This window comes from Citrobacter sp. S-77, assembly GCF_963864895.1.
GTDB lineage: Bacteria > Pseudomonadota > Gammaproteobacteria > Enterobacterales > Enterobacteriaceae > Citrobacter > Citrobacter murliniae.
Genome location: NZ_CAWLWU010000002.1, coordinates 4,152,980 through 4,174,863 on the forward strand (window position 1 = coordinate 4,152,980; position 21,884 = coordinate 4,174,863).

The 21,884-nt window shown below is 48.2% G+C and carries 32 protein-coding genes and 1 tRNA gene; 9 read left to right on the forward strand and 24 right to left on the reverse strand.

Annotated elements, in window-relative coordinates:
- The first annotated feature begins 6 nt into the window (after positions 1-6).
- On the forward strand, positions 7-624 hold the full coding sequence (gene ureG, locus AACS05_RS20295) for an urease accessory protein UreG (RefSeq protein ID WP_045447714.1): 618 nt from the start codon (positions 7-9) through the stop codon (positions 622-624).
- Between the two features lie 78 nt (positions 625-702).
- Here ureG and tsaD read toward each other — a convergent pair whose 3' ends face one another.
- On the reverse strand, positions 703-1,716 hold the full coding sequence (tsaD, locus tag AACS05_RS20300; protein ID WP_045447717.1) for a tRNA (adenosine(37)-N6)-threonylcarbamoyltransferase complex transferase subunit TsaD: 1,014 nt from the start codon (positions 1,714-1,716) through the stop codon (positions 703-705).
- 236 nt (positions 1,717-1,952) lie between these two features.
- Between tsaD and rpsU the strand changes: the two genes are divergently transcribed.
- The 3 genes from rpsU (at position 1,953) to rpoD (ending at position 6,144) form a co-directional block, all read left to right on the forward strand.
- On the forward strand, positions 1,953-2,168 hold the full coding sequence (gene rpsU / locus AACS05_RS20305; RefSeq protein ID WP_001144069.1) for a 30S ribosomal protein S21: 216 nt from the start codon (positions 1,953-1,955) through the stop codon (positions 2,166-2,168).
- A gap of 113 nt (positions 2,169-2,281) precedes the next feature.
- Positions 2,282-4,027, forward strand: a complete 1,746-nt coding sequence (gene dnaG / locus AACS05_RS20310; protein ID WP_045447725.1) for a DNA primase — start codon at positions 2,282-2,284, stop codon at positions 4,025-4,027.
- Positions 4,028-4,299: 272 nt separating this feature from the next.
- Complete coding sequence (gene rpoD, locus AACS05_RS20315; RefSeq protein ID WP_045447727.1) at positions 4,300-6,144, forward strand: RNA polymerase sigma factor RpoD; 1,845 nt, start codon at positions 4,300-4,302, stop codon at positions 6,142-6,144.
- Between the two features lie 45 nt (positions 6,145-6,189).
- Here rpoD and mug read toward each other — a convergent pair whose 3' ends face one another.
- On the reverse strand, positions 6,190-6,696 hold the full coding sequence (mug, locus tag AACS05_RS20320) for a G/U mismatch-specific DNA glycosylase (protein WP_045447729.1): 507 nt from the start codon (positions 6,694-6,696) through the stop codon (positions 6,190-6,192).
- Positions 6,697-6,820: 124 nt separating this feature from the next.
- On the opposite strand from mug, the gene AACS05_RS20325 reads away from it, so the two are divergent.
- Together AACS05_RS20325 and AACS05_RS20330 are read left to right on the forward strand one after the other, a co-directional pair.
- Positions 6,821-6,896 (forward strand) — tRNA-Ile (locus AACS05_RS20325).
- Positions 6,897-7,248: 352 nt separating this feature from the next.
- Positions 7,249-7,497 carry a hypothetical protein gene (locus AACS05_RS20330; RefSeq protein ID WP_045447731.1) on the forward strand — a complete coding sequence of 83 codons (249 nt, stop codon included), beginning with the start codon at positions 7,249-7,251 and terminating at the stop codon, positions 7,495-7,497.
- A gap of 136 nt (positions 7,498-7,633) precedes the next feature.
- On the opposite strand, the gene AACS05_RS20335 is transcribed toward AACS05_RS20330, so the two are convergent.
- The 18 genes from AACS05_RS20335 to AACS05_RS20420 all read right to left on the reverse strand — a co-directional run bounded on the left by AACS05_RS20335 (position 7,634) and on the right by AACS05_RS20420 (position 17,720).
- The gene (locus tag AACS05_RS20335; RefSeq protein WP_045447734.1) at positions 7,634-7,894 is read right to left on the reverse strand and encodes a hypothetical protein; all 261 of its coding nucleotides are present in this window, start codon (positions 7,892-7,894) and stop codon (positions 7,634-7,636) included.
- Positions 7,895-7,909: 15 nt separating this feature from the next.
- Positions 7,910-8,371: a hypothetical protein gene (locus AACS05_RS20340; protein WP_045447737.1), complete on the reverse strand. Its 462-nt coding sequence runs from the start codon at positions 8,369-8,371 to the stop codon at positions 7,910-7,912.
- A gap of 355 nt (positions 8,372-8,726) precedes the next feature.
- On the reverse strand, positions 8,727-9,251 hold the full coding sequence (locus AACS05_RS20345) for a hypothetical protein (RefSeq protein ID WP_045447740.1): 525 nt from the start codon (positions 9,249-9,251) through the stop codon (positions 8,727-8,729).
- Between the two features lie 9 nt (positions 9,252-9,260).
- Positions 9,261-10,298, reverse strand: a complete 1,038-nt coding sequence (locus tag AACS05_RS20350; protein WP_045447743.1) for a hypothetical protein — start codon at positions 10,296-10,298, stop codon at positions 9,261-9,263.
- Entirely contained in the window at positions 10,298-10,564 is a 267-nt protein-coding gene (locus tag AACS05_RS20355; protein ID WP_045447746.1) for a hypothetical protein, read from the reverse strand. The genes AACS05_RS20350 and AACS05_RS20355 overlap by 1 nt, the downstream gene beginning before the upstream one ends.
- A gap of 72 nt (positions 10,565-10,636) precedes the next feature.
- On the reverse strand, positions 10,637-11,311 hold the full coding sequence (locus tag AACS05_RS20360) for a cell envelope integrity/translocation protein TolA (protein WP_045447749.1): 675 nt from the start codon (positions 11,309-11,311) through the stop codon (positions 10,637-10,639).
- A 64-nt stretch (positions 11,312-11,375) separates the two neighbouring features.
- Positions 11,376-11,960: a hypothetical protein gene (locus AACS05_RS20365; RefSeq protein ID WP_045447752.1), complete on the reverse strand. Its 585-nt coding sequence runs from the start codon at positions 11,958-11,960 to the stop codon at positions 11,376-11,378.
- Between the two features lie 39 nt (positions 11,961-11,999).
- Positions 12,000-12,173: a hypothetical protein gene (locus AACS05_RS20370; RefSeq protein ID WP_045447754.1), complete on the reverse strand. Its 174-nt coding sequence runs from the start codon at positions 12,171-12,173 to the stop codon at positions 12,000-12,002.
- A 203-nt stretch (positions 12,174-12,376) separates the two neighbouring features.
- The gene (locus AACS05_RS20375) at positions 12,377-12,664 is read right to left on the reverse strand and encodes a PerC family transcriptional regulator (protein ID WP_045447756.1); all 288 of its coding nucleotides are present in this window, start codon (positions 12,662-12,664) and stop codon (positions 12,377-12,379) included.
- On the reverse strand, positions 12,661-13,188 hold the full coding sequence (locus AACS05_RS20380; RefSeq protein WP_045447759.1) for a ProQ/FINO family protein: 528 nt from the start codon (positions 13,186-13,188) through the stop codon (positions 12,661-12,663). Before AACS05_RS20380 ends, AACS05_RS20375 begins: the two co-directional genes overlap by 4 nt.
- A 101-nt stretch (positions 13,189-13,289) precedes the next feature.
- A complete protein-coding gene (locus AACS05_RS20385) occupies positions 13,290-13,613 on the reverse strand; it encodes a hypothetical protein (RefSeq protein ID WP_045447762.1) in 324 nt (107 codons plus the stop codon).
- A gap of 51 nt (positions 13,614-13,664) precedes the next feature.
- Positions 13,665-14,087 carry a single-stranded DNA-binding protein gene (locus AACS05_RS20390; protein WP_045447765.1) on the reverse strand — a complete coding sequence of 141 codons (423 nt, stop codon included), beginning with the start codon at positions 14,085-14,087 and terminating at the stop codon, positions 13,665-13,667.
- Positions 14,084-14,401 (reverse strand): hypothetical protein, encoded by a 318-nt coding sequence (locus tag AACS05_RS20395; RefSeq protein ID WP_045447769.1) that lies wholly within the window; start codon positions 14,399-14,401, stop codon positions 14,084-14,086. The genes AACS05_RS20390 and AACS05_RS20395 overlap by 4 nt, the downstream gene beginning before the upstream one ends.
- Positions 14,402-14,885: 484 nt before the next feature.
- On the reverse strand, positions 14,886-16,634 hold the full coding sequence (locus AACS05_RS20400; RefSeq protein ID WP_045447772.1) for a DNA primase family protein: 1,749 nt from the start codon (positions 16,632-16,634) through the stop codon (positions 14,886-14,888).
- Positions 16,631-16,945, reverse strand: a complete 315-nt coding sequence (locus tag AACS05_RS20405; RefSeq protein WP_045447775.1) for a DUF4222 domain-containing protein — start codon at positions 16,943-16,945, stop codon at positions 16,631-16,633. Before AACS05_RS20405 ends, AACS05_RS20400 begins: the two co-directional genes overlap by 4 nt.
- Before the next feature lie 5 nt (positions 16,946-16,950).
- Positions 16,951-17,151, reverse strand: coding sequence for a hypothetical protein (locus AACS05_RS20410; RefSeq protein WP_045447778.1), 201 nt, complete (start codon positions 17,149-17,151; stop codon positions 16,951-16,953).
- Complete coding sequence (locus AACS05_RS20415) at positions 17,144-17,371, reverse strand: hypothetical protein (protein ID WP_045447781.1); 228 nt, start codon at positions 17,369-17,371, stop codon at positions 17,144-17,146. Before AACS05_RS20415 ends, AACS05_RS20410 begins: the two co-directional genes overlap by 8 nt.
- Complete coding sequence (locus AACS05_RS20420; RefSeq protein ID WP_307137223.1) at positions 17,364-17,720, reverse strand: host cell division inhibitor Icd-like protein; 357 nt, start codon at positions 17,718-17,720, stop codon at positions 17,364-17,366. The genes AACS05_RS20415 and AACS05_RS20420 overlap by 8 nt, the downstream gene beginning before the upstream one ends.
- Between AACS05_RS20420 and AACS05_RS20425 the strand changes: the two genes are divergently transcribed.
- From AACS05_RS20425 to AACS05_RS20435, 3 genes are read left to right on the forward strand one after another with little or no spacing between them, the layout of a single operon-like run.
- Complete coding sequence (locus AACS05_RS20425) at positions 17,710-17,901, forward strand: toxin-antitoxin system HicB family antitoxin (protein ID WP_071829038.1); 192 nt, start codon at positions 17,710-17,712, stop codon at positions 17,899-17,901. The two genes, AACS05_RS20420 and AACS05_RS20425, sit on opposite strands and share 11 nt — an antisense overlap.
- A 3-nt stretch (positions 17,902-17,904) precedes the next feature.
- Positions 17,905-18,033, forward strand: coding sequence for a hypothetical protein (locus AACS05_RS20430; protein WP_255351277.1), 129 nt, complete (start codon positions 17,905-17,907; stop codon positions 18,031-18,033).
- Between the two features lie 60 nt (positions 18,034-18,093).
- Positions 18,094-18,261, forward strand: a complete 168-nt coding sequence (locus AACS05_RS20435) for a hypothetical protein (RefSeq protein ID WP_223307015.1) — start codon at positions 18,094-18,096, stop codon at positions 18,259-18,261.
- Positions 18,262-18,536: 275 nt separating this feature from the next.
- Here the strand turns inward: AACS05_RS20435 and AACS05_RS20440 are convergent, their stop codons facing one another.
- From AACS05_RS20440 to AACS05_RS20455, 4 genes are all read right to left on the reverse strand, one after another.
- The gene (locus AACS05_RS20440; protein WP_071829040.1) at positions 18,537-18,746 is read right to left on the reverse strand and encodes a helix-turn-helix domain-containing protein; all 210 of its coding nucleotides are present in this window, start codon (positions 18,744-18,746) and stop codon (positions 18,537-18,539) included.
- 141 nt (positions 18,747-18,887) lie between these two features.
- Positions 18,888-19,658: a hypothetical protein gene (locus AACS05_RS20445; RefSeq protein WP_223307016.1), complete on the reverse strand. Its 771-nt coding sequence runs from the start codon at positions 19,656-19,658 to the stop codon at positions 18,888-18,890.
- Entirely contained in the window at positions 19,651-21,072 is a 1,422-nt protein-coding gene (locus tag AACS05_RS20450; RefSeq protein ID WP_045447784.1) for a tyrosine-type recombinase/integrase, read from the reverse strand. The genes AACS05_RS20445 and AACS05_RS20450 overlap by 8 nt, the downstream gene beginning before the upstream one ends.
- Before the next feature lie 498 nt (positions 21,073-21,570).
- Positions 21,571-21,870, reverse strand: coding sequence for a DUF1889 family protein (locus AACS05_RS20455; RefSeq protein WP_045449790.1), 300 nt, complete (start codon positions 21,868-21,870; stop codon positions 21,571-21,573).
- Positions 21,871-21,884 lie beyond the last annotated feature (14 nt).

The following is a 21,884-nucleotide window of genomic DNA, read 5'->3' on the forward strand; positions in this document are numbered from 1 at the left end:
GAAAAAATGAGTGAATACAAACATCCCCTGCGCGTTGGCGTGGGTGGTCCGGTCGGTTCCGGTAAAACGGCGTTGCTGGAGGCATTATGCAAAGCCATGCGCAACACATACCAACTGGCTGTGGTGACCAACGATATTTACACCAAAGAAGATCAGCGCATTCTCACCGAAGCGGGGGCGCTGGAGCCGGAAAGAATTGTGGGAGTGGAAACCGGCGGCTGTCCACATACGGCGATCCGTGAAGATGCTTCGATGAATCTGGCTGCGGTGGAAGCGCTGAGCAAAAAGTTTGGCAATCTGGAGCTGATCTTTGTGGAAAGCGGCGGCGACAACCTGAGCGCAACCTTCAGCCCGGAATTAGCGGATCTGACGATCTACGTGATCGACGTCGCCGAAGGCGAAAAGATCCCACGTAAAGGCGGGCCAGGGATCACTAAATCTGATTTTCTGGTGATCAACAAAACCGATCTCGCCCCTTACGTCGGAGCCTCACTGGCAGTTATGGAGCGCGACACTATGCGCATGCGCGGCGAGCGTCCGTGGACGTTTACTAATTTAAAAACGGGCGCGGGTCTGGAAAAAATAATCACATTTCTGGAAGAAAAAGGGATGCTGCGGGAGTAGTTTTCTTGCCCGGTAACCTGTGCTTACCGGGCCTACGGAATCTGTAGGCCGGATACTGCTATCCGGCACTATATCAACTTATGCTGCCGGTAATTCCGCCAGCGGCCAGCGTGGGCGCACCGTTACGCCAAGGTCTGCCGTAGCACCGGCTTTAAAACGCACCATGCCGGCATAGGCGATCATCGCCCCGTTATCAGTACAAAATTCCGGGCGCGCATAGAACACTTCACCACGGCGTTTTTGCATCATCTCCGCCAGTTTCGCACGCAGAGTACGGTTCGCACTCACTCCACCCGCCATCACCAGACGTTTAAAACCGGTTTGATCCAACGCGCGTTTGCACTTGATCATCAGCGTATCGACTACTGCATCTTCAAAGGCACGAGCGATATCCGCGCGAGTCTGATCGTCATTTTCGTTATTACGGATGGTGTTCGCGGCAAAGGTCTTCAGACCGGAGAAGCTGAAATCCAGTCCCGGACGATCGGTCATCGGGCGCGGGAAGACAAAGCGCTTTTCCACGCCTTGCGATGCCAGCTTAGAGAGCATCGGGCCGCCAGGATAATCCAGCCCCAACAGCTTGGCCGTTTTATCGAACGCTTCGCCTGCGGCATCATCAATCGATTCGCCCAGCAGTTCATACTGGCCAATACCAGTAACGCTAATCAGTTGTGTGTGTCCACCGGAAACCAGCAGTGCTACAAAAGGGAATTCCGGCGGATTATCTTCCAGCATCGGTGCCAGCAGATGGCCTTCCATATGGTGAACAGGAATTGCAGGCACGTTCCATGCGAACGCCAGCGAGCGCCCAACCGTTGCCCCAACCAGCAGCGCGCCAACCAGACCTGGGCCTGCAGTATAGGCCACCGCATCAATATCTTTTGCCGTCAGGTTCGCTTCTTTTAACGCAGCCTGAATCAGCGGCACAGTTTTACGCACGTGATCGCGCGAGGCCAGTTCAGGCACAACACCACCGTAGTCAGCGTGCAATTTCACCTGACTATACAATTGGTTGGCTAAAAGACCTTTTTCATCGTCGTAAATGGCGATGCCGGTTTCATCACAGGATGTTTCAATTCCCAGTACACGCATGTCTTGTTTTACCTCGCTCTAATACCGCGCAGTGTAGGTCGAATGCGGGTTGATGTAAAACTTTGTTCGCCCCAGGAAGAAGCGTCGTGTATACTCCTCACCCTTATAAAAGTCCCTTTCAATATCGTGTCGGTGCTTTACAAAGCAGCAGCAATTGCAGTAAAATTCCGCACCATTTTGAAATAAGCTGGCGTTGATGCCAGCGGCAAACCGAATTTATTAAAGGTGAGAGTTACATGCCGGTAATTAAAGTACGTGAAAACGAGCCGTTCGACGTAGCACTGCGTCGCTTCAAGCGTTCCTGCGAGAAAGCAGGTGTTCTGGCGGAAGTTCGTCGTCGTGAGTTCTATGAAAAACCGACTACCGAACGTAAGCGCGCTAAAGCTTCTGCTGTGAAACGTCACGCGAAGAAACTGGCTCGCGAAAACGCACGCCGCACTCGTCTGTACTAAGTCTTCTGAGAGCTAAGTCTCTCAATTCAGACCGAGTTGTAGTTGTAAGGCCGTGCTTCCGAAAGGAATGCGCGGCTTATTTTCGTTTATAGTCATCAGAAATAACGGGGCTTATGGCTGGACGAATTCCACGTGTTTTTATTAATGATCTGCTAGCAAGAACCGACATTGTCGATCTGATCGATGCGCGGGTGAAGCTGAAAAAGCAGGGCAAAAATTATCATGCGTGCTGTCCGTTCCATAACGAAAAAACCCCCTCTTTCACCGTAAACGGTGAAAAACAGTTTTATCACTGCTTTGGATGTGGCGCGCATGGCAACGCCGTCGATTTTCTCATGAACTACGACAAGCTCGAGTTTGTGGAAACCGTCGAAGAACTTGCCGCAATGCACAACCTCGAAGTGCCTTATGAAGCAGGCAGTGGCCCCAGTCAGATAGAGCGCCATCAACGGCAAAGTCTTTATCAATTGATGGATGGCCTGAACACGTTTTATCAACAGTCTCTGATGCAACCCGCCGCTACACCTGCGCGCCAGTATCTGGAAAAGCGAGGACTCAGTAGCGACGTGATCACCCGTTTTGCTATTGGTTTTGCGCCCCCCGGCTGGGACAACGTCCTGAAACGGTTTGGCGGTAATCCTGAAAATCGCAAATCGCTGATCGACGCGGGTATGTTGGTCACCAACGATCAGGGACGCAGTTACGATCGTTTCCGTGAACGGGTTATGTTCCCCATCCGCGACAAACGTGGTCGGGTGATTGGTTTTGGTGGACGCGTGCTGGGCGATGCCCTGCCGAAGTACCTGAACTCCCCGGAAACCGATATTTTCCATAAAGGTCGCCAGTTGTATGGCCTTTATGAAGCCCAACAGGATAACGCCGATCCACAGCGCCTGTTAGTGGTTGAAGGCTATATGGATGTGGTCGCGCTGGCACAATTCGGCATTAACTACGCCGTGGCATCCCTTGGGACGTCAACCACCGCCGATCACATTCAACTGCTGTTCCGTGCGACGAACAACGTCATTTGCTGTTACGACGGAGACCGTGCCGGACGCGATGCTGCCTGGCGCGCGCTGGAAACCGCACTGCCTTATATGACAGACGGACGTCAGCTGCGCTTTATGTTTTTACCTGATGGCGAAGATCCCGATACGCTGGTGCGTAAAGAAGGGAAAGAGGCATTTGAAACCCGGATGGAGCAGGCCTTACCGCTCTCCGCGTTTTTATTTAACAGCCTGCTGCCCCAGGTGGATTTGAGTACTCCGGATGGACGTGCACAGCTAAGCACTTTAGCACTGCCGCTGATCACTCAGGTTCCAGGCGAAACGCTGCGTATTTATCTGCGGCAGGAGTTAGGGAACAAGCTCGGCATTCTGGATGACAGCCAGCTTGAACGTTTAATGCCAAAACTGGCAGAAAATGGGGCTTCCCGCCCTGTTCCACAGCTAAAACGCACTACCATGCGTATACTGATAGGGTTACTGGTGCAAAACCCGGACTTAGCACCGCTGGTTCCGCCGTTAGGCGCCCTGGACCAAAATAAGCTACCCGGACTTGGCTTATTTAGAGAACTGGTCAACACTTGTCTGTCTCAGCCAGGTCTGACCACCGGACAACTTTTAGAGCACTATCGCGGCACAAATGATGCTGCAACCCTTGAAAAACTGTCGATGTGGGACGATATAGCAGATAAAGATATCGCAGAAAAAACCTTCACCGACTCACTCAACCATATGTTTGATTCGATGCTTGAACTGCGCCAGGAAGAGTTGATAGCTCGTGAGCGCACACACGGTTTAAGCAGCGAAGAACGCCGGGAACTCTGGACACTGAACCAGGAGCTGGCTAAAAAATAAGCGAAAGACAAAATCATTCGCGTTGTATCAAGGCAGTAAGTGAACGAACTCCAGGGAGTGTACATCAGTACATGACCAGGATGAGTGAACGCAGCTAACGCAGAGACAACGTGAAGGATGAAGTATTTAACGGCTTAACTGCCGAATATCGTTCGGGAAGACCCCGACAGCCGCACGGAGAGGCAGCGGCAAATATAAGTATGCCCTCGTTTTGCCGTTGGCGGTTTTACCGCCCAACACCAATCAAACGAATTAAGTGTGGATACCGTCTTATGGAGCAAAACCCGCAGTCACAGCTGAAGCTTCTTGTCCAACGTGGTAAGGAGCAAGGCTATCTGACCTATGCCGAGGTCAATGACCATCTGCCGGAAGATATCGTCGATTCAGATCAAATCGAAGACATCATCCAAATGATCAATGACATGGGTATTCAGGTGATGGAAGAAGCACCGGATGCCGATGATCTGCTGCTTGCCGAAACCTCCAACAGCACCGATGAAGACGCGGAAGAAGCGGCTGCCCAGGTTCTGTCCAGCGTTGAGTCCGAAATCGGCCGTACAACTGACCCGGTACGCATGTATATGCGTGAAATGGGTACCGTTGAACTGTTAACCCGTGAAGGCGAAATCGACATCGCTAAACGTATTGAAGACGGGATTAACCAGGTTCAATGCTCCGTTGCCGAATACCCGGAAGCCATCACCTACCTGCTTGAACAATACGATCGCGTTGAAGCTGAAGAAGCGCGTCTTTCCGATCTGATCACCGGCTTTGTTGATCCGAACGCGGAAGAAGACCTGGCACCAACAGCGACGCACGTTGGCTCTGAACTCTCTCAGGAAGAGATGGATGACGACGAAGACGAAGATGAAGAAGAAGACGACGACAGCAGCGATGACGACAACAGCATCGATCCTGAATTAGCGCGTGAGAAATTCGGTGAGCTGCGTACTCAGTACGAAATCACCCGTGACACGATCAAAGCGAAAGGCCGCAGCCATGCAGCCGCGCAGGAAGAAATTCAGAAGCTGTCTGAAGTGTTCAAACAGTTCCGCCTGGTGCCGAAGCAGTTCGACTACCTGGTAAACAGCATGCGCGTCATGATGGACCGTGTGCGTACTCAGGAACGTCTGATCATGAAGCTCTGCGTTGAGCAGTGCAAAATGCCGAAGAAAAACTTCATTACTCTGTTCACCGGCAACGAAACCAGCGAAACCTGGTTCAACGCAGCAATCGCAATGAACAAGCCGTGGTCTGAAAAACTGCACGACGTTGCAGATGATGTTCACCGCGGCCTGCAGAAACTGCAGCAGATCGAAGAAGAAACCGGACTGACCATTGAGCAGGTCAAAGATATCAACCGTCGTATGTCAATCGGTGAAGCGAAAGCCCGCCGTGCGAAAAAAGAGATGGTTGAAGCAAACTTGCGTCTGGTTATCTCTATCGCCAAAAAATACACCAACCGTGGTCTGCAGTTCCTGGATCTGATTCAGGAAGGCAACATCGGTCTGATGAAAGCGGTAGATAAGTTTGAATACCGTCGTGGTTACAAGTTCTCCACCTATGCAACCTGGTGGATCCGTCAGGCGATCACCCGTTCGATCGCGGATCAGGCACGTACCATCCGTATCCCGGTACATATGATTGAGACTATCAACAAGCTCAACCGTATCTCCCGCCAGATGCTGCAAGAGATGGGTCGCGAGCCGACGCCGGAAGAACTGGCTGAACGCATGCTGATGCCGGAAGACAAAATCCGTAAAGTGCTGAAGATCGCCAAAGAGCCTATCTCCATGGAAACGCCAATCGGCGACGACGAAGATTCGCATCTGGGTGATTTCATCGAGGATACCACCCTCGAGCTGCCGCTGGACTCTGCCACTACTGAGAGCCTGCGTGCCGCTACGCACGACGTACTGGCTGGCCTGACCGCACGTGAAGCGAAAGTCCTGCGTATGCGCTTCGGTATTGATATGAACACCGACCACACGCTGGAAGAAGTGGGTAAACAGTTCGACGTTACCCGCGAACGTATCCGTCAGATCGAAGCGAAGGCGCTGCGTAAACTGCGCCACCCGAGCCGTTCTGAAGTGCTGCGTAGCTTCCTCGACGATTAATCTCGCCGTATAAGCACAAACGCCACCGCAAGGTGGCGTTTTTCTTTACAGCCCGCGAACAACCAGGGCGTCATCTAATTCCCGATACGCTTGCACCAGCTTTTCCAGCGAAATCCGGCTCAACCCGCTGGGGTTTGGCAACACCCAGATCTGCGTACCACCAATCGTGAACGTCTGTTTTCCCCACTGCGCCCCACGCTGGCTGAAACCTTGTTCAAACGCCTGTTTACCCAGAATAGCTAACGCCGAAGGCTGATAGTCTTCAATTTTCTCAATGAGTTTACGGCCACCGCTACGCATTTCCTGTAGCTTCACTTCATTGGCCTGTACCGTCGGTCTGTCGACAAATTTGGTAACACCACAGCGGAAATCCAGCAAATGTTCCGCCTCTTCCGGCTTTAGCTGGCGATCGGTAAATCCCGCCTGATGGATGACTTTCCAGAAGCGGTTTGCAGGATGTGCAAATGGAAACCCTGTCCCCGCCGAAGATAGCCCCGGATTGATGCCGCAAAAAATTACTCGCAGCCCCGGCGCCAGTATGTCCTTAACCATAATCACTCCCAGCAATACATCAATGGACAAGTATAACGGACTGAAAATACATTGTTTATAAAAACAGCATCCGTACGCTTATGGCTGGATTGCAGCACAGAGTTACTTTATAATCCACCGCCACGGCCCCTTAGCTCAGTGGTTAGAGCAGGCGACTCATAATCGCTTGGTCGCTGGTTCAAGTCCAGCAGGGGCCACCAAATTTATCAAGGGGTTACGTTAACAGCGTGACCCCTTCGTTTTTTCTAGGATACCTATAGGATACCGTGGCGAAGTATCAGTAAGTATAAAAACAAAAGATCCCCCTACGTTTACCTACCATAAAGGTTTAACTATCCACTCTCATTTGTCGGCGACTAACCTTCCTTCAATCGTAGAGTTAACCTTCAACCCTATGCCAACTAACGCTCACTACCACGCAAATTACAAAACAAAATAACAAATAATTTTTTATTTCGATTTATTATAAAACAACCAACAAGTGACTTTCGTTAACATCCTCAAAGAACAGCATGATGCTGTTTTACACATTGAAGAAACAAGAGGTACTAGATGAAAGCGACAAAAAATGCTGAGCTAAGAAGAGCGATTCTCTCAATCCCCTACAACATTTCTGAGGTTCCGGAATCGATCACAATGCAAGATGTGGTAAAACAGTGGCCTCTTTTATCAGAATCAGGCTGCAGCCCTATTGCCATCCTGACAATGGCTAATAGTAACGATGAATCAGTACTATCTGACTACTGGATGCGAGAATTCATGCGCGTACTCAACTGGAATAACGGATATCATACTTCCTGAACATAATTAACCAGCCTAAACACAAGAAGTGCTAAGGCTGGTTGATGATCACAGATAGTCGATATGGGGATCCCAATATCGGCATCACACCCGCCAGCTACCAGGCTCAATTTTGAGCCGCCTTTTAATCAACGGGTTACTGCCGCAGCCTGTCTGGTTTCTTCCACTCGTAAGGCGCGGCGTTCTCTCTATGCTGGTGGCGTCGACGGGCTGCCAGTATTGCCGCCGACCGGGCGCGAATATGCAACAAATCATCTTCGTTCAGAGCGTGGCCTTCGCGCTGCATTGCCGCAGCCGCCACGCTCGCATAATCGGTAAATCTGGCTTTCTTTGGCGATTCGCTAATTCCAGCCACGCTGCGCACTATATCCAGTAAATCGGCTTCGGTGAGGCTCATGGTTTCAGTCTTCAGTTACCCCACATCACCGTTAAAAAACTCATAATAGGCCCGATACACCTCATTAAAAATAACTCGTATATCCCGCCCATCAACCAGGAAATACAGTTGATCCAGTGAGTCATTGCACCTCATCAGGCCAACAATTGCTCCTCTGACTTTTGTCATAGAGTGTTCTGGATTTTTGTCGGGATCGCATTTGTAGTGCTTTGTGTGGTTACAAAGTGACTTAATAATTAAGTATTCTGGAAGATTCCATAGCCGCTTATCAAAAGCTTCCTCTCGGCTAAGTTCATCATCAGACTTTCCTTTGTAGTTTTTACAGCTACCTTGATAGATCCACTCTCTGAGGTGAAACAAAGGGAAAAGGGTATCTATCAAACTTTCCTCAGAAGGATTCTCATAGAAATATACCCATTTCTTTTTCAGGTGTTCAAACATCGCTTCCGCGCTACCCATGTCGAACAAACCAGGCATGATAATCTCCCGCAATACAACGTGTTTCAGATGTCACGATTCTACATCAGAGCAATTACATCGGAACACCTTAGGAAATCTTAGGGGATGTTGACACTTTCCTGTTCAAAACCTTAATAAATCTGTATATCGCAGGTTGACACACTTGACACTTTTTCGCGAAAAACCTTAACAAAACTTAGCATTCCTAAGCATGGCAACTTGACACTTTTCGAGATTTTTCCGGGTTTCTGGCGTGGTAAATATGGCGCAAGGCTAGCAATGGCGGGGCTTACAGCGAGGTTGACACTTTTTGTGATTCAGTGTGTAAAGTGTCAACCCAGTGGGCGTCCTGACTTGACACTTTTTGCGATCGTTAATGACCTGTTTTTTCCCATTCAGCCAGGGCGTTTAGTCCGGCTTCGCTCCAGTTATCCAGCTCGTCAGGACAAGCGTCAGCCACATAACAGACCTCCCACCTCAACATGCGGATCGCTAGTCTGGCATTTTGCCAGAGGTCATATTGCTGAAAATAATGCTCAACATCGCCGTCATCCATCCAGATTACGCCATCATCCTGGAATTGCACTTCCCAGTTTAATTCCCGGACAGCATCCCGCACACACTGCTGTATGTCGTCGTCCGTCACTGGTGCCGGGACTTTTCCATCTCTGGCCTTAACCGCCTTCCAGAACTCGCCCCACGTCATTTCCAGCGTTCTCTCTGGCCACAGTTCAGACACAGTGTTTTTCTCCTGGGCTGGCGGGCTGTTCCGGCGTTCTGTCGCTTCTACATCGATTTTTTTACCTGACATGACCACTTCGCCTTTCTCAATCCAGTCATAAACTGTCTGACGGCTTACGCCTTTGTGTTTGGCATATTCTGCCTTACTCATCAGCATATTGCCCCCTTATGAAATAACGTGGTGTGCTGTCTGCCCCTGTGACTTCAGCTTGTTTTCTGCATAAGCTTCAATCACAGTCACCCAGGCATCACCATCAGCGGTGAGATACGCGCCGATATGGCGAACGGACTGAACCTGAAATAGTCCAGAGAAAGTGGTCGCATTTTTTGCAATAACGCCTGGTGCCGTTGTATTCGTCATTAGGATCGACGATGCGCCGGAGAACATTCCGGAAGGAAGCTCTACGACATCACTGCACCGTACATCCCCACGTAGAGGGCATTTAAAACTGACGGTAAAAGGCGCTATCCATGTTGGTTGACCTATTAATTCATAAGGTTCGATTTTCTTTATTTTCCCCAGTTCCAGTGATGAATTATCGAAAAGACGAATGCGATCAGGTAACATAATAATGCCTACCCCGCTATACCCTTCCTGGCGAATAACTGCTTTCGATAAACTTCGCACAGCCATAGCCAGCGAACCTATATCACGGTAAACCAGTGGAATATTTTCAGGTAAAACCAGGTTATCACTGACCGAGCATTCAATAATTTTATCTGGATACGCCTGTTTCAAAACACGCGATAACACGTCTCCTAATTTTTCTCCCTGAGATCCAGTTCCGCTAAAGCTCACAGGAGAACCATCTTCTTTTTTTCTTACAGCCGGGTTAACAACCAGATTCAACGTCTGGTTGGTGCCAATCCAGTTAGCATAAGCCATATAGACTTCACCATAGAGAATCTCGCCCTGTTGCAGTGGATTTGCCAAAGGTAGTCCAGGAGCAAAGCCAGCAGTTAAGCTAACAATGCATCCGTTGAGATTTACACTTTGCTGCAACATCTCAATAGGTAAGCCATAAATTGTCAGCATCGCACCGGAACGAACAACATCCAATCCAGTTACCTCAAAGTCAAACTCAATATGCAGACCGCATCCAGGGGTTTCACTTGTATCGAATGGCCCTATAGATCTTGATTTAGAATCAACAGGCGGCTTACCCGTTTTAGGGTTAATAATTTCCAGTCGATAATAACGCATTACAAAACCTCAAACTGATTAGTGCTTTCACGAAAAATGAGCTTTCCCGGCGCAAATGGAAGCGCCAGATTAATATCGTACCCATCAGGGGAAGCAATCAGAGGGGTGTACACAATGATCTCACCAGAACTATTTTTTAGTTCCAGATAATAGCGGTTCGCATACAGATTAAACGGAACACGGGCAAATAATATTTCCCCTCTCATCCTGAATTTACATTCGAAAGGTTTTTTCCCATCAGGTTTAAATGTTATAAAAGTAGTCATACTCCAGACTCCTACGCAATTTTATTCTTGATACTTGACAATGATTGCCACTAAATAATTTAGTGGCATGATTCACTCACTCTGTTTTTCCAGTTGATCCAGTCGCCCGGATATTGCTTCCAGTTTTTCCAGTGCGGGCTTGCATGCCGCATCAATAACTTCCCGGACCATCCCGGCGAGTTGTTCTTCCTCAGTCGGTGTCGTTACTTCCACGCCCGATGGTTTCCCGTCCTTATCCCATACGCCCAACGGTACGAGTGCAACGTGATCGATAAGAAATGGCGTACCCTCAATAAAAAAATTGTCCTCACCCATCACATCCGGAAAATCGGCGCCACCGGATCCACCACAAAACACAACTGACGGGCTGGTGGATACCACCCCTCTGGCTTTCTGGATGTAATCAATGATTTCCTGCCCGTAAATCCGGCACACGCCCCACACCTCGTCACCGCGAATATACGGCAACATGACGGTGCCAATAATGCGCGACCGCTCGCCAACGTCTTCAAGGGTTTTGCCTTCGGGATGATCGATAATTACCGGAACCCCAGAGCAACGTTCCAGGAATTGCGGATTGAGATAGGTTTTCGGGGAGCGCCAGACAAATTCTTTTTCTGCGGCGCGATAGGCCATGCCGGTTCCTGTAATACGCAGGTTAACCAGCCACATGTTGGAAAATTTGTAGGGAGATGGGAGCCGACCATCGCGGATCTGCTTTGCCGCCTCAATTTCTGTTAAAAGCATAATGCCACCCGATTATCAGAAATAAGCCCCGCCAAATCCGGCAGGGCTGAAATCAGCACGTTTTTCATGCCCCCGCGAGGCTTGCAACGTTAATTTTGACCAGGCGACGAGGCTGGATTTTGAAGGCATTCAGCCAGTTATTCGGATCCCCCTGATATTCAGTAATCCGGCGTCCGGCCTCGTCCATTCGTATGGTTTTACGCAAATAGCCCGGCGTGTTCTCCACGGCCCACTTCACACCATCTTTCGCAGCCTGGTAAATCTGATCTTCCAGCACCGCCAGCGTTGCAGAATCTGAAACGGAACGAATATCCACATCGCTGAATTTTTTCGCCAGTTTCTGTGCGCCAATTAATGCGCGTTTGCGGTAATCCATCGACTTTTCGCCAGCGAAAGGTGCCGGGGCGCGGCGGCCCATCCCACTATATGCAGAATCCGCTTTGGCCTGAGCTTCTGCCAGTGCGGATTCATCTTCGACTGACGCGACGATGTTTTGATTAGCGTTATCCTCGTCCGCTTTTGTGAAATCCTGTGCGGGGATCGCATTCAGCGTGTCGAGAATTTCCCGCGGGTTTGTACCCATTGACTCTGACAGTGCATTAACTACGTCCATCAGTTTCAATCGCAAGTCTTCTTTACTTGCAGGCATTGTTACCACCTCTCTTTTTTCACCAAAAAATCACGACCATCAGGCCGGACGTTCTGCAGGATGAAGCGCCCGCTGCATTAAACGCCGGGCAACCTCATGAATGCTCGGAGCAATTCCCAGCGGAGAATTGCGGCGCTCCTCGTCCTGGATGCGCTGTAGTGCTTCAATCTGTTCACGAGCGAGTAAAACGGGTTTTACGCTGGTTTTTCTCATGGTCATCTCTCCTGAACGAAACGATGATTATGATTGCATAAATTGAAATAACGATCTACATCATTGCAATTTATGCAACACAAGGGCATGATAATCACGTTCTTCACCGTCGACTTCCATCACCTGCAAAAACAAAGCCCGCAACATTTCTGTTTGCGGGCTTTTTTGTGCCAGTAAAAATCCGGGAAAAATCCCGGCCTCTGTCACTGACTGCAATTGTTTGATTTTGGGTACTTCCTGAACATCTCACCATGAGGCTTGTGTAGGCCCATTCCGGTATGCGCCCGGCTGATTGCTTCGCGCATTTCCCCGTATGTTTCCAGCCTTGCTGGTGGGCGAGCTGCCTTACGGATGCATTCAGAGCGACGTTTTGCCGCCTGTTCCCGCGCTTTGTCACCATCCACCAGCATAATTACTTCTGCCCACCGTTCCGCCGCTCTCCGGTATAACCCGCGCGCCTCGAGCGCTTCGGCTTTGCTGTCGCGTATCATGCGCTTTTATTCCCCTTCCCGGCCTGACGTTCACGTGCCCTCTTTTTCAGGGCTACCAGCCTGGCTTCTGCCTTGCTCTGTTCATCTGGCGTCACCTCGCCGCATGGCTGGCCTTTCAGGTCGTAACGTGCGCCACCAGCAACCAGCACACGGCAATAGCGCGGAGTCTGCGCATATGACGCCAGCGCCGCACGTAATGCCACCGGTCCGAAATCAATCCCTCTGGCGGCGGCATCCTGCATCAGGTCATCAAATATCCCCGTCTTAATCGGCTTCGGTGCTTCCCGGTTGAATAATTCAGGCCACAGCTCAATAAGGCGGTTAATGCGTCTGCGGTTTTTGCGCTGGCGTTTTGTCATATGCCGCCACGGTATCGCCCCTGCGGGCTTCTGTAGCGTTTTTGGATTGCCGGGCATCACTTTATGCCCTGTGGTGGTTTTATCCTGCTGCTGCGCCGCTTGCGTCGTTTTCTGCGGCTTGCCGTAACTGTTTTCTGGTTTTCTGTTAATGGTCAGCTTTGTCATGCTTTGCTCCCATCAGTGTTACCTGTACTATCGTCGTTCCTCTGGACGGTATATATTTAAAAAATTTTCTTCGTTGCTCATTGTCCATATCCACCAGGTACTTAACTGGCTATAGAGCTAATACTCAGGTATGCCGAAAGGAGGACACCAACAAAGACGGGGTACAGCAGTATACCAAGCAGGAATTTCATATAATTATATTTTCCTGCCACTTCGTTAATTACAGACAATATACTCAATATACAAAGTGCAACCCCCATAGTTGTAATAAAAGCCACAGAAAACAAAATGAAATATGTCACTCCTGTTTGAGAAGATAATTTTGCAATGGCGCCTATCATAACGAGGCTCTGTATAAGCCCAAAAGACAAAGCTCCTGAAGATTTTTCCACAACTTCTCTAAATTTTTTCACAAAATCACTCATATATTAATCCGTTATATAGAACGCTATGCTCGAACTTATTTGTACCAACCCTCAAAACGGTATCCCGTCCCCGTATGGATCATCATTTCCCGCCTGTTCCCGCGCCCGGTTCAGGGCATCCGTTGCCTGTCCCTGCTGGCCCGCTTTGCCGCCCGGTCTTACCGTTCTGGCACTGATTACACTGTCGGCGATAACCTGCCAGCCCTGTTTTGTGCCGCCGTCCTCTCCTGTCCATTGCGTAATCTGCATGTTGCCCGCCACGCTCACCAGTTCACCTTTATGATGCTTTGCCAGTGCATCGGCCTGTCTGCCAAACGCTAGAATAGAAAGCCACATCGTCGCCTGTCCATCCTCTGCCGTACTACATGGCAACGGGACCGCCATACGCGCCAGTGTCATTGTTGTGCCTTTGCTGGTGGTTTTGGTCTGCGGATCAGCCACCAGCCGACCATAAGCCGAAATTTGTGCTGTCATTGTTTCACCTCGTTATCGCTTACCTTGAACCATACAAATGATCCCGGTTCATCAGAAAGAACAAACTTGTCATCAGGAAGGTAAAGACAAGAATAATCACCTTCTTCCGGGTTAGCTGGCTCCATACCCATTTCGCTCGTCAGAAGCGGTAAAACCATCTGATGCGCAGTATGTCCTCCTGCAAATTTCACATCACAAAGCGCCCATGATGCAACAGGGCGGTACCACACATCCCCATCGTCAGTATCGATAAACTTTGCCCACCAGCCAGGTACGGCAGGAGACAGGCTTTTGATTTTCACTTCATCATTCATACAAAAATCTCTGTGCTCAAAATGGCTTATTCATAATTTATTGCGTCGGTTGGTTGTCTCAAAATGCCTATAAGTTGCCTCATTAAAAACAATAAATATTATTAAATAACATATAGATAACTATATTTTAGCCAACTGAGACAACCGAACCGACCTAAACGATGTATTACGTGAAAGTAGGTAGACAAGGTAGCTAGCAGGTAGACAACAAATAAATGGCTCTCTACCCACTCAACCCCATGATAATAAAAATTTTTGTCTATTAGGTAGATAAGGTAGATAGTAAAAGGGATCTTTTTTGAACTCACCATTCTGTAACCTATGTTTTCCTCTTGCTGTGTAAAAAAGTTTTTAAGTGGAATGTTGCCTACCCTATCTACCTATTTCGCTGAAACCCTTGCACCACAAGAGTTTCAGCGGGTAGGTAACGCAAAAATGGTTACCTACCCCGTATCTACCCATCTACCTGTTACGGGTATTACTCTTATAAAAATTCCTCCGTTTTCTCCGTTCGCATGACGTTAGTTTGTTTACGCCCTTTAATTTCTCTAGTCAGGTATTCAGCCCCATATTCTCTTGCAGAAGCCTTCATGGCCTTGCCAAAATCATTAACACTTAATAATTCTTCTTTCCCCATGTACTCCATAAAGGCAAGATATAGTCTGTACAGACTTGTACGCGGATTAAGGTCAATTGATCTCTTACCGCCTCCCATCATCATGCCGTGTGGCTTATCCAGAAATTCCAGCGCTGCACATAACGCAATGACAGGATCAGTTTCCTGTTTTATTTTCAGGGCCTCGGCACCGTCCCGTTGCTCCAGCAATAATTCTCGTGCTTTTTCTGGATCGGAAAAGTTAGCCAGTAATCGACGAATAATGACAGGGATTTCCGCCGCTATCTTTTGCGGTAACTCTTTATCTTTTTCAGCCTCCCTTACAATGTTATCGAACCGAAAAATTACACGTCGACGGGCAACGCCTCCTGCGCGTTCGGTGAATATCATCGGCTCGTTGTTGGTTGCCAACACCACGGCCCTGATAACTGTCGTGAAACGCTTTTCATATTTCGGGTTAATTTCAACTGGATCTCCTCCCGTGATTTTTTTTATGCCTGCTCCTTCGCCAGTGTATTTCGGCTGGTCTGCTAGGACGATAAGGCGACTTCCGACAACTTGCGCACGCCCACCAGCATCATCAAGTGACGTCATTTCTGTTCCGACTGTGTTTTGTTCACCTGTAAGGAGACTGGCAATGTGCGTAAACGTACTCTTTCCACTTCCCCCGTATCCGGTGGCCTCAATGAATAACTGCCAGTCGTACCGGTTCGCCATAATCATGTAGAATGCGGCACAAATGCGCATCATCTTGTGCGGGTCATGGTCTGCTGCATGGTCAAGCCATTTATGAAAGTTTGGTGCGTTGTCGTGAATGTTTTCTCCTGCTACTGGAGGGGTGTACTCAATACCGTTGTGCGTAGTGATCCAGTTATCAGGCGAGTGTGTGAAAAATTCGCCAGTTTTCAGGTCAAGCACACCATTAGAGAACGCCAGAAAATCCCTGGAAGGCTCGCCCATCGGCCTTGCAATAACTTTTAAAGCATCAACAGCGTTATTTATTGCTCTTCGGCTAAACGCAGTTCCATTTTCTTCGTAAATTGCCACCATTTCGCGGCTAAGCTCCAGTGTGCTTACCGGAACCCAAAATCCATCACGCCAGACGTGAACAATCTCACTCTCGGAATTAATCGCCACATCCTGAAATCGTGCAGCTAAAAGCCCTGCCCTTTGACTATCTGCCATTCTGGAAAGAGATATTTTGTGTTTTTTCTCAACACCTCCCAACAGCATTTCCCCGCGCTCTGCCTGTTCGCGGATCCGTTGCAGGTAGTCGCGCCAGTTCTCCGGCTCCCGGTCAGTGATACCTTTGTATAATTTCGCATCCTGTACGCCAGCAAGCGCCAGTTTTTCGGCGATAGCGTTGATCCGGATAGGTTCGATCTCCCCAGCAAGGTAGACACGCGCAAAGCGGCGCCCACCGTCGACAATGCGGATATTCGCCAGCTCTGCCAGTTGCTTTTTCCCCAGGTAAACAGGCGGCACGTTATCGCCGTGTTTCCGTCCTTCGCTTTCAATCCAGTGTTGAGCGTGGGCGTAAGCATCCGTCCCGGCAAAAATGATTACCTCGGTGAATTTATCCTTCGGCAAATGTTTTAAATTAGGTGCGTTTTTCACTTCGATTTCCCCCGCTCCCGGATAATTTCACGTACTGTTCTAATTCTTTCTGCGCCCGTTACGCTCATAATTCTGTTGATGTCGCTAAATTCCGCTGGTGGCACTTTTCTCACCAAGGTGAAATTTCTTTCAAAGCGCTGGCGCGATGCCACACAAACAAACGAATACCCATCACGGTTATATGTAATCCGGTAATCATCTACCGTTTTTACCGTTACCTGACCGCCATATTTATCTTTGAAAATATCGTTTGGGCGGATTTCAGGTTGAGCGTGGCCGCTGGCAGCAAAGCCAGAAATTTTCTTTTTCATGGTTTTTATTCTCCCAGGAACTGACGCGGCTCTATTCCAGCCCTAACAAGCAACTCGCAAAGCGCTTTGGTATCCCCCACAAAATCCTCATCTCTCAGTGGGTATTGAAATTTAATTTCGCCTTTATCCAGATAGACCAGAACGCGCCCACTGAAATTCGACGGAACATACAACATAGCAGGTAAACGTGATTCAGAATTAAGCATGATGCACCTCCCCACCATCACGCATATCAATCTCAGTTACGAATTCTGCGTAGTCCTGGGCGATACTCAATAACGCATGCCCTGTATCTGAGTTTCCGGCAGTATCAATCAAAAATGTTCCCGCTTTTATCAGGTCAGCGATAACCATGATTGCATCACGTGGATCTAACGGCGCACCATCAAAATCATTTTTCAGGGCATTAAAGCGATCATCACGCATGGCGCACCTCCTTACGGATACGTGCTGCGAACACCATCACGCAGCCAGCCGGTGATTGCTGACGGGCTTCCTGTTCGCTGGTGGCCTCGATGGTGATAAGGCGCGGTTTTGCCGCACTCAGGGCAAGAAAGCGCCAGGTGAAGCAATGATCGGAAATTTTATTAGAGCAAATTGTGCATGTTTCGGTATGCTGTATTCCAGCCATAATCGTTACCTCAGTTAACGGTTTGGTTAGACGCCCTGCACTGCTCGCAACAGTGCGGGGCGTTGTTTTATTAGAGCAATACGTGTTAACGTACGTACCTAATGAATCATATGCTAAGAGGTTACGTACGTACATGTCAAGCATCAAACGAGACAAATCACCTAAAGGTGAAGGATGGTCTCCAACCTTCCAAATACGAATAAACCCAGAACTTCGCCAGCAACTCAATAATGCTGCAGAGCGTGAAGGCGTAAGCTTAGGGAACTGGTTTAAGGAACTAGCCCGCGCAGAATTGCGGCGACAGGGCATCGAGCCAAAAGGTTGATGTATGACCGAGAAGCAACCAGATACGAAATCATCGGTACCAGAGAATAAACCAGCCGGATTTTTGCCGGAAAAAGTGCTGCATGAGCTAAAGCGCCGCCAGCGCCGCAAAGCCAAAGAGCAGCCAGAATAATCACCATTCGCGCCAGAGGCTAAGGAACTCCGGCGCCAGACAGTAAGCAGGGGGCGAACCATGCCTAAATTAAAAGATTTTTTAGCCCAACGAATAGCGAAAGAAATCTCACAAGAAATCGAACAGGAAAAAGTTAAAAATTTCCACATCGAGCAGTTTCTGAAAACCAGAGTGCGTACCAAAATGGGCCGGCGCAGCAGGAAATCATCACCACAAGCAGGTGCCTGAAAGCACACGGAATTGATCACCACCTGATAGCCGGAAAAAATCGTATCCATCGCACCACCAACAGAATTTTTTGCTTTCCGGACGCGCTGGCCAACAGCATTTTTCAGCGAAATATTCTGCGTTTCTGGCGTACTGTAGCGACGGTGATCAGCACGTCGGATGCATTGCCCACCAGCAGCAAATGTGGCATTGTTGGTAATGCGTTCAGATAGTTTAGTGTTCACCCATTGGCGACCCATTGCGGTCGCCTTTGTTTTATGTGCCATCCATCCCCCTTACGCTGTCTGCGTTCTGCGTGTGGATGCAAGAAAAGCATCGAGATCAGAGCGCATATACAGCACTTTGCGCCCTATCTTATGGAAGGGGATTTTTACCTTACCTGTGCAGGCCCAATTTGCCAGTGTCTGATTTTTGACACCAAGGTAAGCAGCAGCTTCTGCACGAGTAAGGCGCTCAGTGGTTAAATGAGATGTGTTAAAATTCATATCTATCACCGCATACGTCTAAGTAACTACGGTGATTAGTTTTAATCAATGGGTATTTAATTATTAGCCCAATAACCAGTTATTATGATTCATTTGCCAGATACCGAACACGATAACCAGTTACTGGGATGCAATAGCCAGTTATTGGGGCTGGACAAGTTCAAATGATGAATATTTATCAGGTTTTGGCGGCTGTAAACCTGAATCCTTAATCCATCGACCCAAAGTGTTTTCACATACGTGCTCGTGATAATGGAGAAAAAGCTTTTTGCGTAAGCCAGTAGGACTTGCTTTGGGGTACTTTTCCCAAGTAAGTTCAATTACTTGCATAACTTCATTATAATAATTATTTCTCGGTTTTTTTGCTTTTCTTCTCTGATGCTCAGATATTACATCCTTTGCTAAACGCTCACTGTCATAACAAATAAACCGTTCATCAAAATGATATTTAATTAATGAAAGCACTCCTGCGCACACAAGGCCATTAGCATTATTCTGCAAACCTAATACACGCAGCGCAATAGCAGAATTAAACATCTGATATACATGAATTGGTAAACAGCCAGATTGTTCTTCATCTAATAAACAATATTTATTTTCATCATGCTTTCGTAAACTAGGCAACAAATCACCATCATTCATCCTTAAAAAGGATAAAATTGAATTAAACATTTCATCATCACTATCATATGGTTGATCTACAAAATACAGAAAATCTCCCATAGCCTCCATCGAAGTATAGAAAAAATCGATCACATCATGTAAAAATCTTGACACTTCATTAGTATAATCATCATCAAGAATAGCGTTTTTTAATCCTCTAATGTATATAGAATTATCACCATAAAAAAACAAATGCCGAATAAATGTTTTAATAGAGATTTTCATGTTATTAATATTTATCTCAATCATATTTAACAACCTTCTTTTTAGATAAGGAAAAAATTAATTTTCTTTTTTCTTCTTCGCTTAAGTTGCTTAAAGCTGCTATCAATTGCGCATCAATAGATTTTTTACTCTCCACTAGCCCGGCATGTTCCAGAATTGCCCGTTCTATCCGTGATGCAGGATCCAGCAGTTCATCCGCACCAAAATGCAAATACCCCTGTGTTACGTCAGCGCTACGCATAGTACGGTGATTCATCAGGCGCTTAAGAATGTAATTACCCACGCCCACCAGCTCGGCAACCGTCCCAAACGTCCGGCGTGCATCGTGCCACTTGAACGGAATAGGGGTGAGCATTTCATCGTTATGTTCTGGAACGGTAGCCGCGCTTATCCTGTCGATAATGTGTCGTGTTTCCTGAATCACACCCTTTACGCCAGGAAATACCAACACACCATCAGCAGCTTTTATTTTCAGCCTGCGGCGAAACATTGCCCGCAATGTTTCAGTTATTGGTAGTTCAAGCGGATCTCCGTTTTTTGTGGTATTTATCCAGAAAAAACGACCGCCCATATTCACGCGGTCCCAAGTCAGGCCAAAAACCTCTGATTTCCTCAGCCCGGTAAATAGCGCCATTTCCACGGCATCGCATACCGCCACAGCAATATCGTCCCGTTCCTGCTCCCCTTGATTGCGCACAGCAGCTACAGCAGCAAACCAACGTGGAAAATCGTGCAGACGTATACGTTCCGTTTTTCTGACTGTTCCATGCCACTGACGCTTCGTGCTCAACACCTGCGTAGGCGGGTCAGGTAAAATCGTATTACCTTCATCATCACGGTAATGGTCATGCGCGAAGCGGCATACAGCACGCAACGCACGAGCCCATAAATCGGCCTGTGCTTTACTGCCTGTCCCTACCCCTGCCCGTAATGTAGATCTATCCGCACCAAACCATACAGACCCATCAGTGACCGCTTTATGCCGCTGTTCCACCCTTTCGCGTGAAATACTGGCGAGAGAATGCGCCATCCAGTCACCGGAATAGTTCTGTAAGATGTGTCGGTATTGCTTTTCCGTGGCAGGTTTCAGACGGTGGCCACGATTTTTTATGTAGGCTTCCAGCGCATCGCCCAATGTTATCCGAGCCTTGCTATTCGTGCGCTTTGCAACGTTCGGGTTTAGCCCTGTAACTGCAACCTCTCCCAAAAGCTCCAACGCCTTAGCCCTGGCATTGTCCACGCTCAGGTCAGGAAAGCGCCCCAACGTGGCGCGAATAAATTTACCGTTGCGTTTACGGGATATGCAGAAACTTTTTACCCCGGATTTTCCTACACGAACCCGAAGGCCATTAACCTCCGTATCGCCATATTCGATCTGCCCGCTTTCTGGTGCTGGCAGTTCTGCGATTTTTGCTTTAGTAAATCTGAACAATTCCACTCATATACCCCACCAAACGATCTGGTATCCTGGAAAATCGCTTGTTCTGTTCCAGGATACCCATAGGATACCGCAAAGAAGTATTTCGGGGTATATACAGGTATTTATACAGTAGTTTGAAAAAATGCTAAGGTATTGATAAGTATGAGCAAGCATTTGAAATTAAAGGGTTAACGCCCAACTCATAATCGCTTGGTCGCTGGTTCAAGTCCAGCAGGGGCCACCAAATTTCAAGGACTTGCGAGCAATCGCAGGTCCTTTTTGTTTTGTATGCTCTCTGAATATTTGCGCAAGTCCCCAGAGGAGGCGCTAATCAATAACGAAACTGAAATTTGTATACCTGAACAGGTAATGACTATCGGAAAAAACTGGGGGATGTCGATGGAGTCCTGAGCAGTACAGTGATAATCCGTACTCACCAGCATGTTGATAAGGCTTTTGGACGCCACCACTCTGAAAGTGGAAACGTCCGGTTAGCGTCTAATTCAAACGATCAGCTCACACTAACGCCTGGAGCTGTTCCTGCATGTAGGCTGTAAAAAACTCAGGATTCTTGATGAGGATACGATTACCGGAGGCAATTTTTTCTGCCCATCCGGCCACTTTTTTCGTGAACTCTGGATTCCATCCCTCTTGTTCACCGCGAGCCATAATATCGGCTGCGCTAGCTGGCACACCTAACTCATTCAAATATTTTAAAATTCCCTTGGCCGTACTTTCATCCATTGAATGTGGTACTGACGCCGATGTGTTCATACCACCAATAAAATCCAATGCTTTCTCAATTGCTGTTGGCATGCTCTTATCCTTAA

Coding starts and splice junctions, on each gene's coding strand:
- AACS05_RS20360 (WP_045447749.1), bottom strand. CDS start 11,311: ATGCTTTTAACAGAAATTGAGGCGGCAAAGCAGATCCGCGATGGTCGG.
- ureG (WP_045447714.1), top strand. CDS start 7: ATGAGTGAATACAAACATCCCCTGCGCGTTGGCGTGGGTGGTCCGGTC.
- AACS05_RS20430 (WP_255351277.1), top strand. CDS start 17,905: ATGACCGAGAAGCAACCAGATACGAAATCATCGGTACCAGAGAATAAA.
- AACS05_RS20390 (WP_045447765.1), bottom strand. CDS start 14,087: ATGACAGCACAAATTTCGGCTTATGGTCGGCTGGTGGCTGATCCGCAG.
- AACS05_RS20385 (WP_045447762.1), bottom strand. CDS start 13,613: ATGAGTGATTTTGTGAAAAAATTTAGAGAAGTTGTGGAAAAATCTTCA.
- AACS05_RS20345 (WP_045447740.1), bottom strand. CDS start 9,251: ATGCTGATGAGTAAGGCAGAATATGCCAAACACAAAGGCGTAAGCCGT.
- rpsU (WP_001144069.1), top strand. CDS start 1,953: ATGCCGGTAATTAAAGTACGTGAAAACGAGCCGTTCGACGTAGCACTG.
- AACS05_RS20340 (WP_045447737.1), bottom strand. CDS start 8,371: ATGCCTGGTTTGTTCGACATGGGTAGCGCGGAAGCGATGTTTGAACAC.
- AACS05_RS20445 (WP_223307016.1), bottom strand. CDS start 19,658: ATGATTGAGATAAATATTAATAACATGAAAATCTCTATTAAAACATTT.
- AACS05_RS20435 (WP_223307015.1), top strand. CDS start 18,094: ATGCCTAAATTAAAAGATTTTTTAGCCCAACGAATAGCGAAAGAAATC.
- AACS05_RS20415 (WP_045447781.1), bottom strand. CDS start 17,371: ATGCGTGATGATCGCTTTAATGCCCTGAAAAATGATTTTGATGGTGCG.
- AACS05_RS20355 (WP_045447746.1), bottom strand. CDS start 10,564: ATGACTACTTTTATAACATTTAAACCTGATGGGAAAAAACCTTTCGAA.
- AACS05_RS20395 (WP_045447769.1), bottom strand. CDS start 14,401: ATGAATGATGAAGTGAAAATCAAAAGCCTGTCTCCTGCCGTACCTGGC.
- AACS05_RS20440 (WP_071829040.1), bottom strand. CDS start 18,746: ATGAATTTTAACACATCTCATTTAACCACTGAGCGCCTTACTCGTGCA.
- tsaD (WP_045447717.1), bottom strand. CDS start 1,716: ATGCGTGTACTGGGAATTGAAACATCCTGTGATGAAACCGGCATCGCC.
- AACS05_RS20365 (WP_045447752.1), bottom strand. CDS start 11,960: ATGCCTGCAAGTAAAGAAGACTTGCGATTGAAACTGATGGACGTAGTT.
- mug (WP_045447729.1), bottom strand. CDS start 6,696: ATGGTTAAGGACATACTGGCGCCGGGGCTGCGAGTAATTTTTTGCGGC.
- AACS05_RS20370 (WP_045447754.1), bottom strand. CDS start 12,173: ATGAGAAAAACCAGCGTAAAACCCGTTTTACTCGCTCGTGAACAGATT.
- AACS05_RS20330 (WP_045447731.1), top strand. CDS start 7,249: ATGAAAGCGACAAAAAATGCTGAGCTAAGAAGAGCGATTCTCTCAATC.
- AACS05_RS20410 (WP_045447778.1), bottom strand. CDS start 17,151: ATGCTTAATTCTGAATCACGTTTACCTGCTATGTTGTATGTTCCGTCG.
- AACS05_RS20380 (WP_045447759.1), bottom strand. CDS start 13,188: ATGACAAAGCTGACCATTAACAGAAAACCAGAAAACAGTTACGGCAAG.
- AACS05_RS20455 (WP_045449790.1), bottom strand. CDS start 21,870: ATGCCAACAGCAATTGAGAAAGCATTGGATTTTATTGGTGGTATGAAC.
- dnaG (WP_045447725.1), top strand. CDS start 2,282: ATGGCTGGACGAATTCCACGTGTTTTTATTAATGATCTGCTAGCAAGA.
- rpoD (WP_045447727.1), top strand. CDS start 4,300: ATGGAGCAAAACCCGCAGTCACAGCTGAAGCTTCTTGTCCAACGTGGT.
- AACS05_RS20350 (WP_045447743.1), bottom strand. CDS start 10,298: ATGCGTTATTATCGACTGGAAATTATTAACCCTAAAACGGGTAAGCCG.
- AACS05_RS20405 (WP_045447775.1), bottom strand. CDS start 16,945: ATGAAAAAGAAAATTTCTGGCTTTGCTGCCAGCGGCCACGCTCAACCT.
- AACS05_RS20425 (WP_071829038.1), top strand. CDS start 17,710: ATGTCAAGCATCAAACGAGACAAATCACCTAAAGGTGAAGGATGGTCT.
- AACS05_RS20335 (WP_045447734.1), bottom strand. CDS start 7,894: ATGAGCCTCACCGAAGCCGATTTACTGGATATAGTGCGCAGCGTGGCT.
- AACS05_RS20420 (WP_307137223.1), bottom strand. CDS start 17,720: ATGCTTGACATGTACGTACGTAACCTCTTAGCATATGATTCATTAGGT.
- AACS05_RS20375 (WP_045447756.1), bottom strand. CDS start 12,664: ATGATACGCGACAGCAAAGCCGAAGCGCTCGAGGCGCGCGGGTTATAC.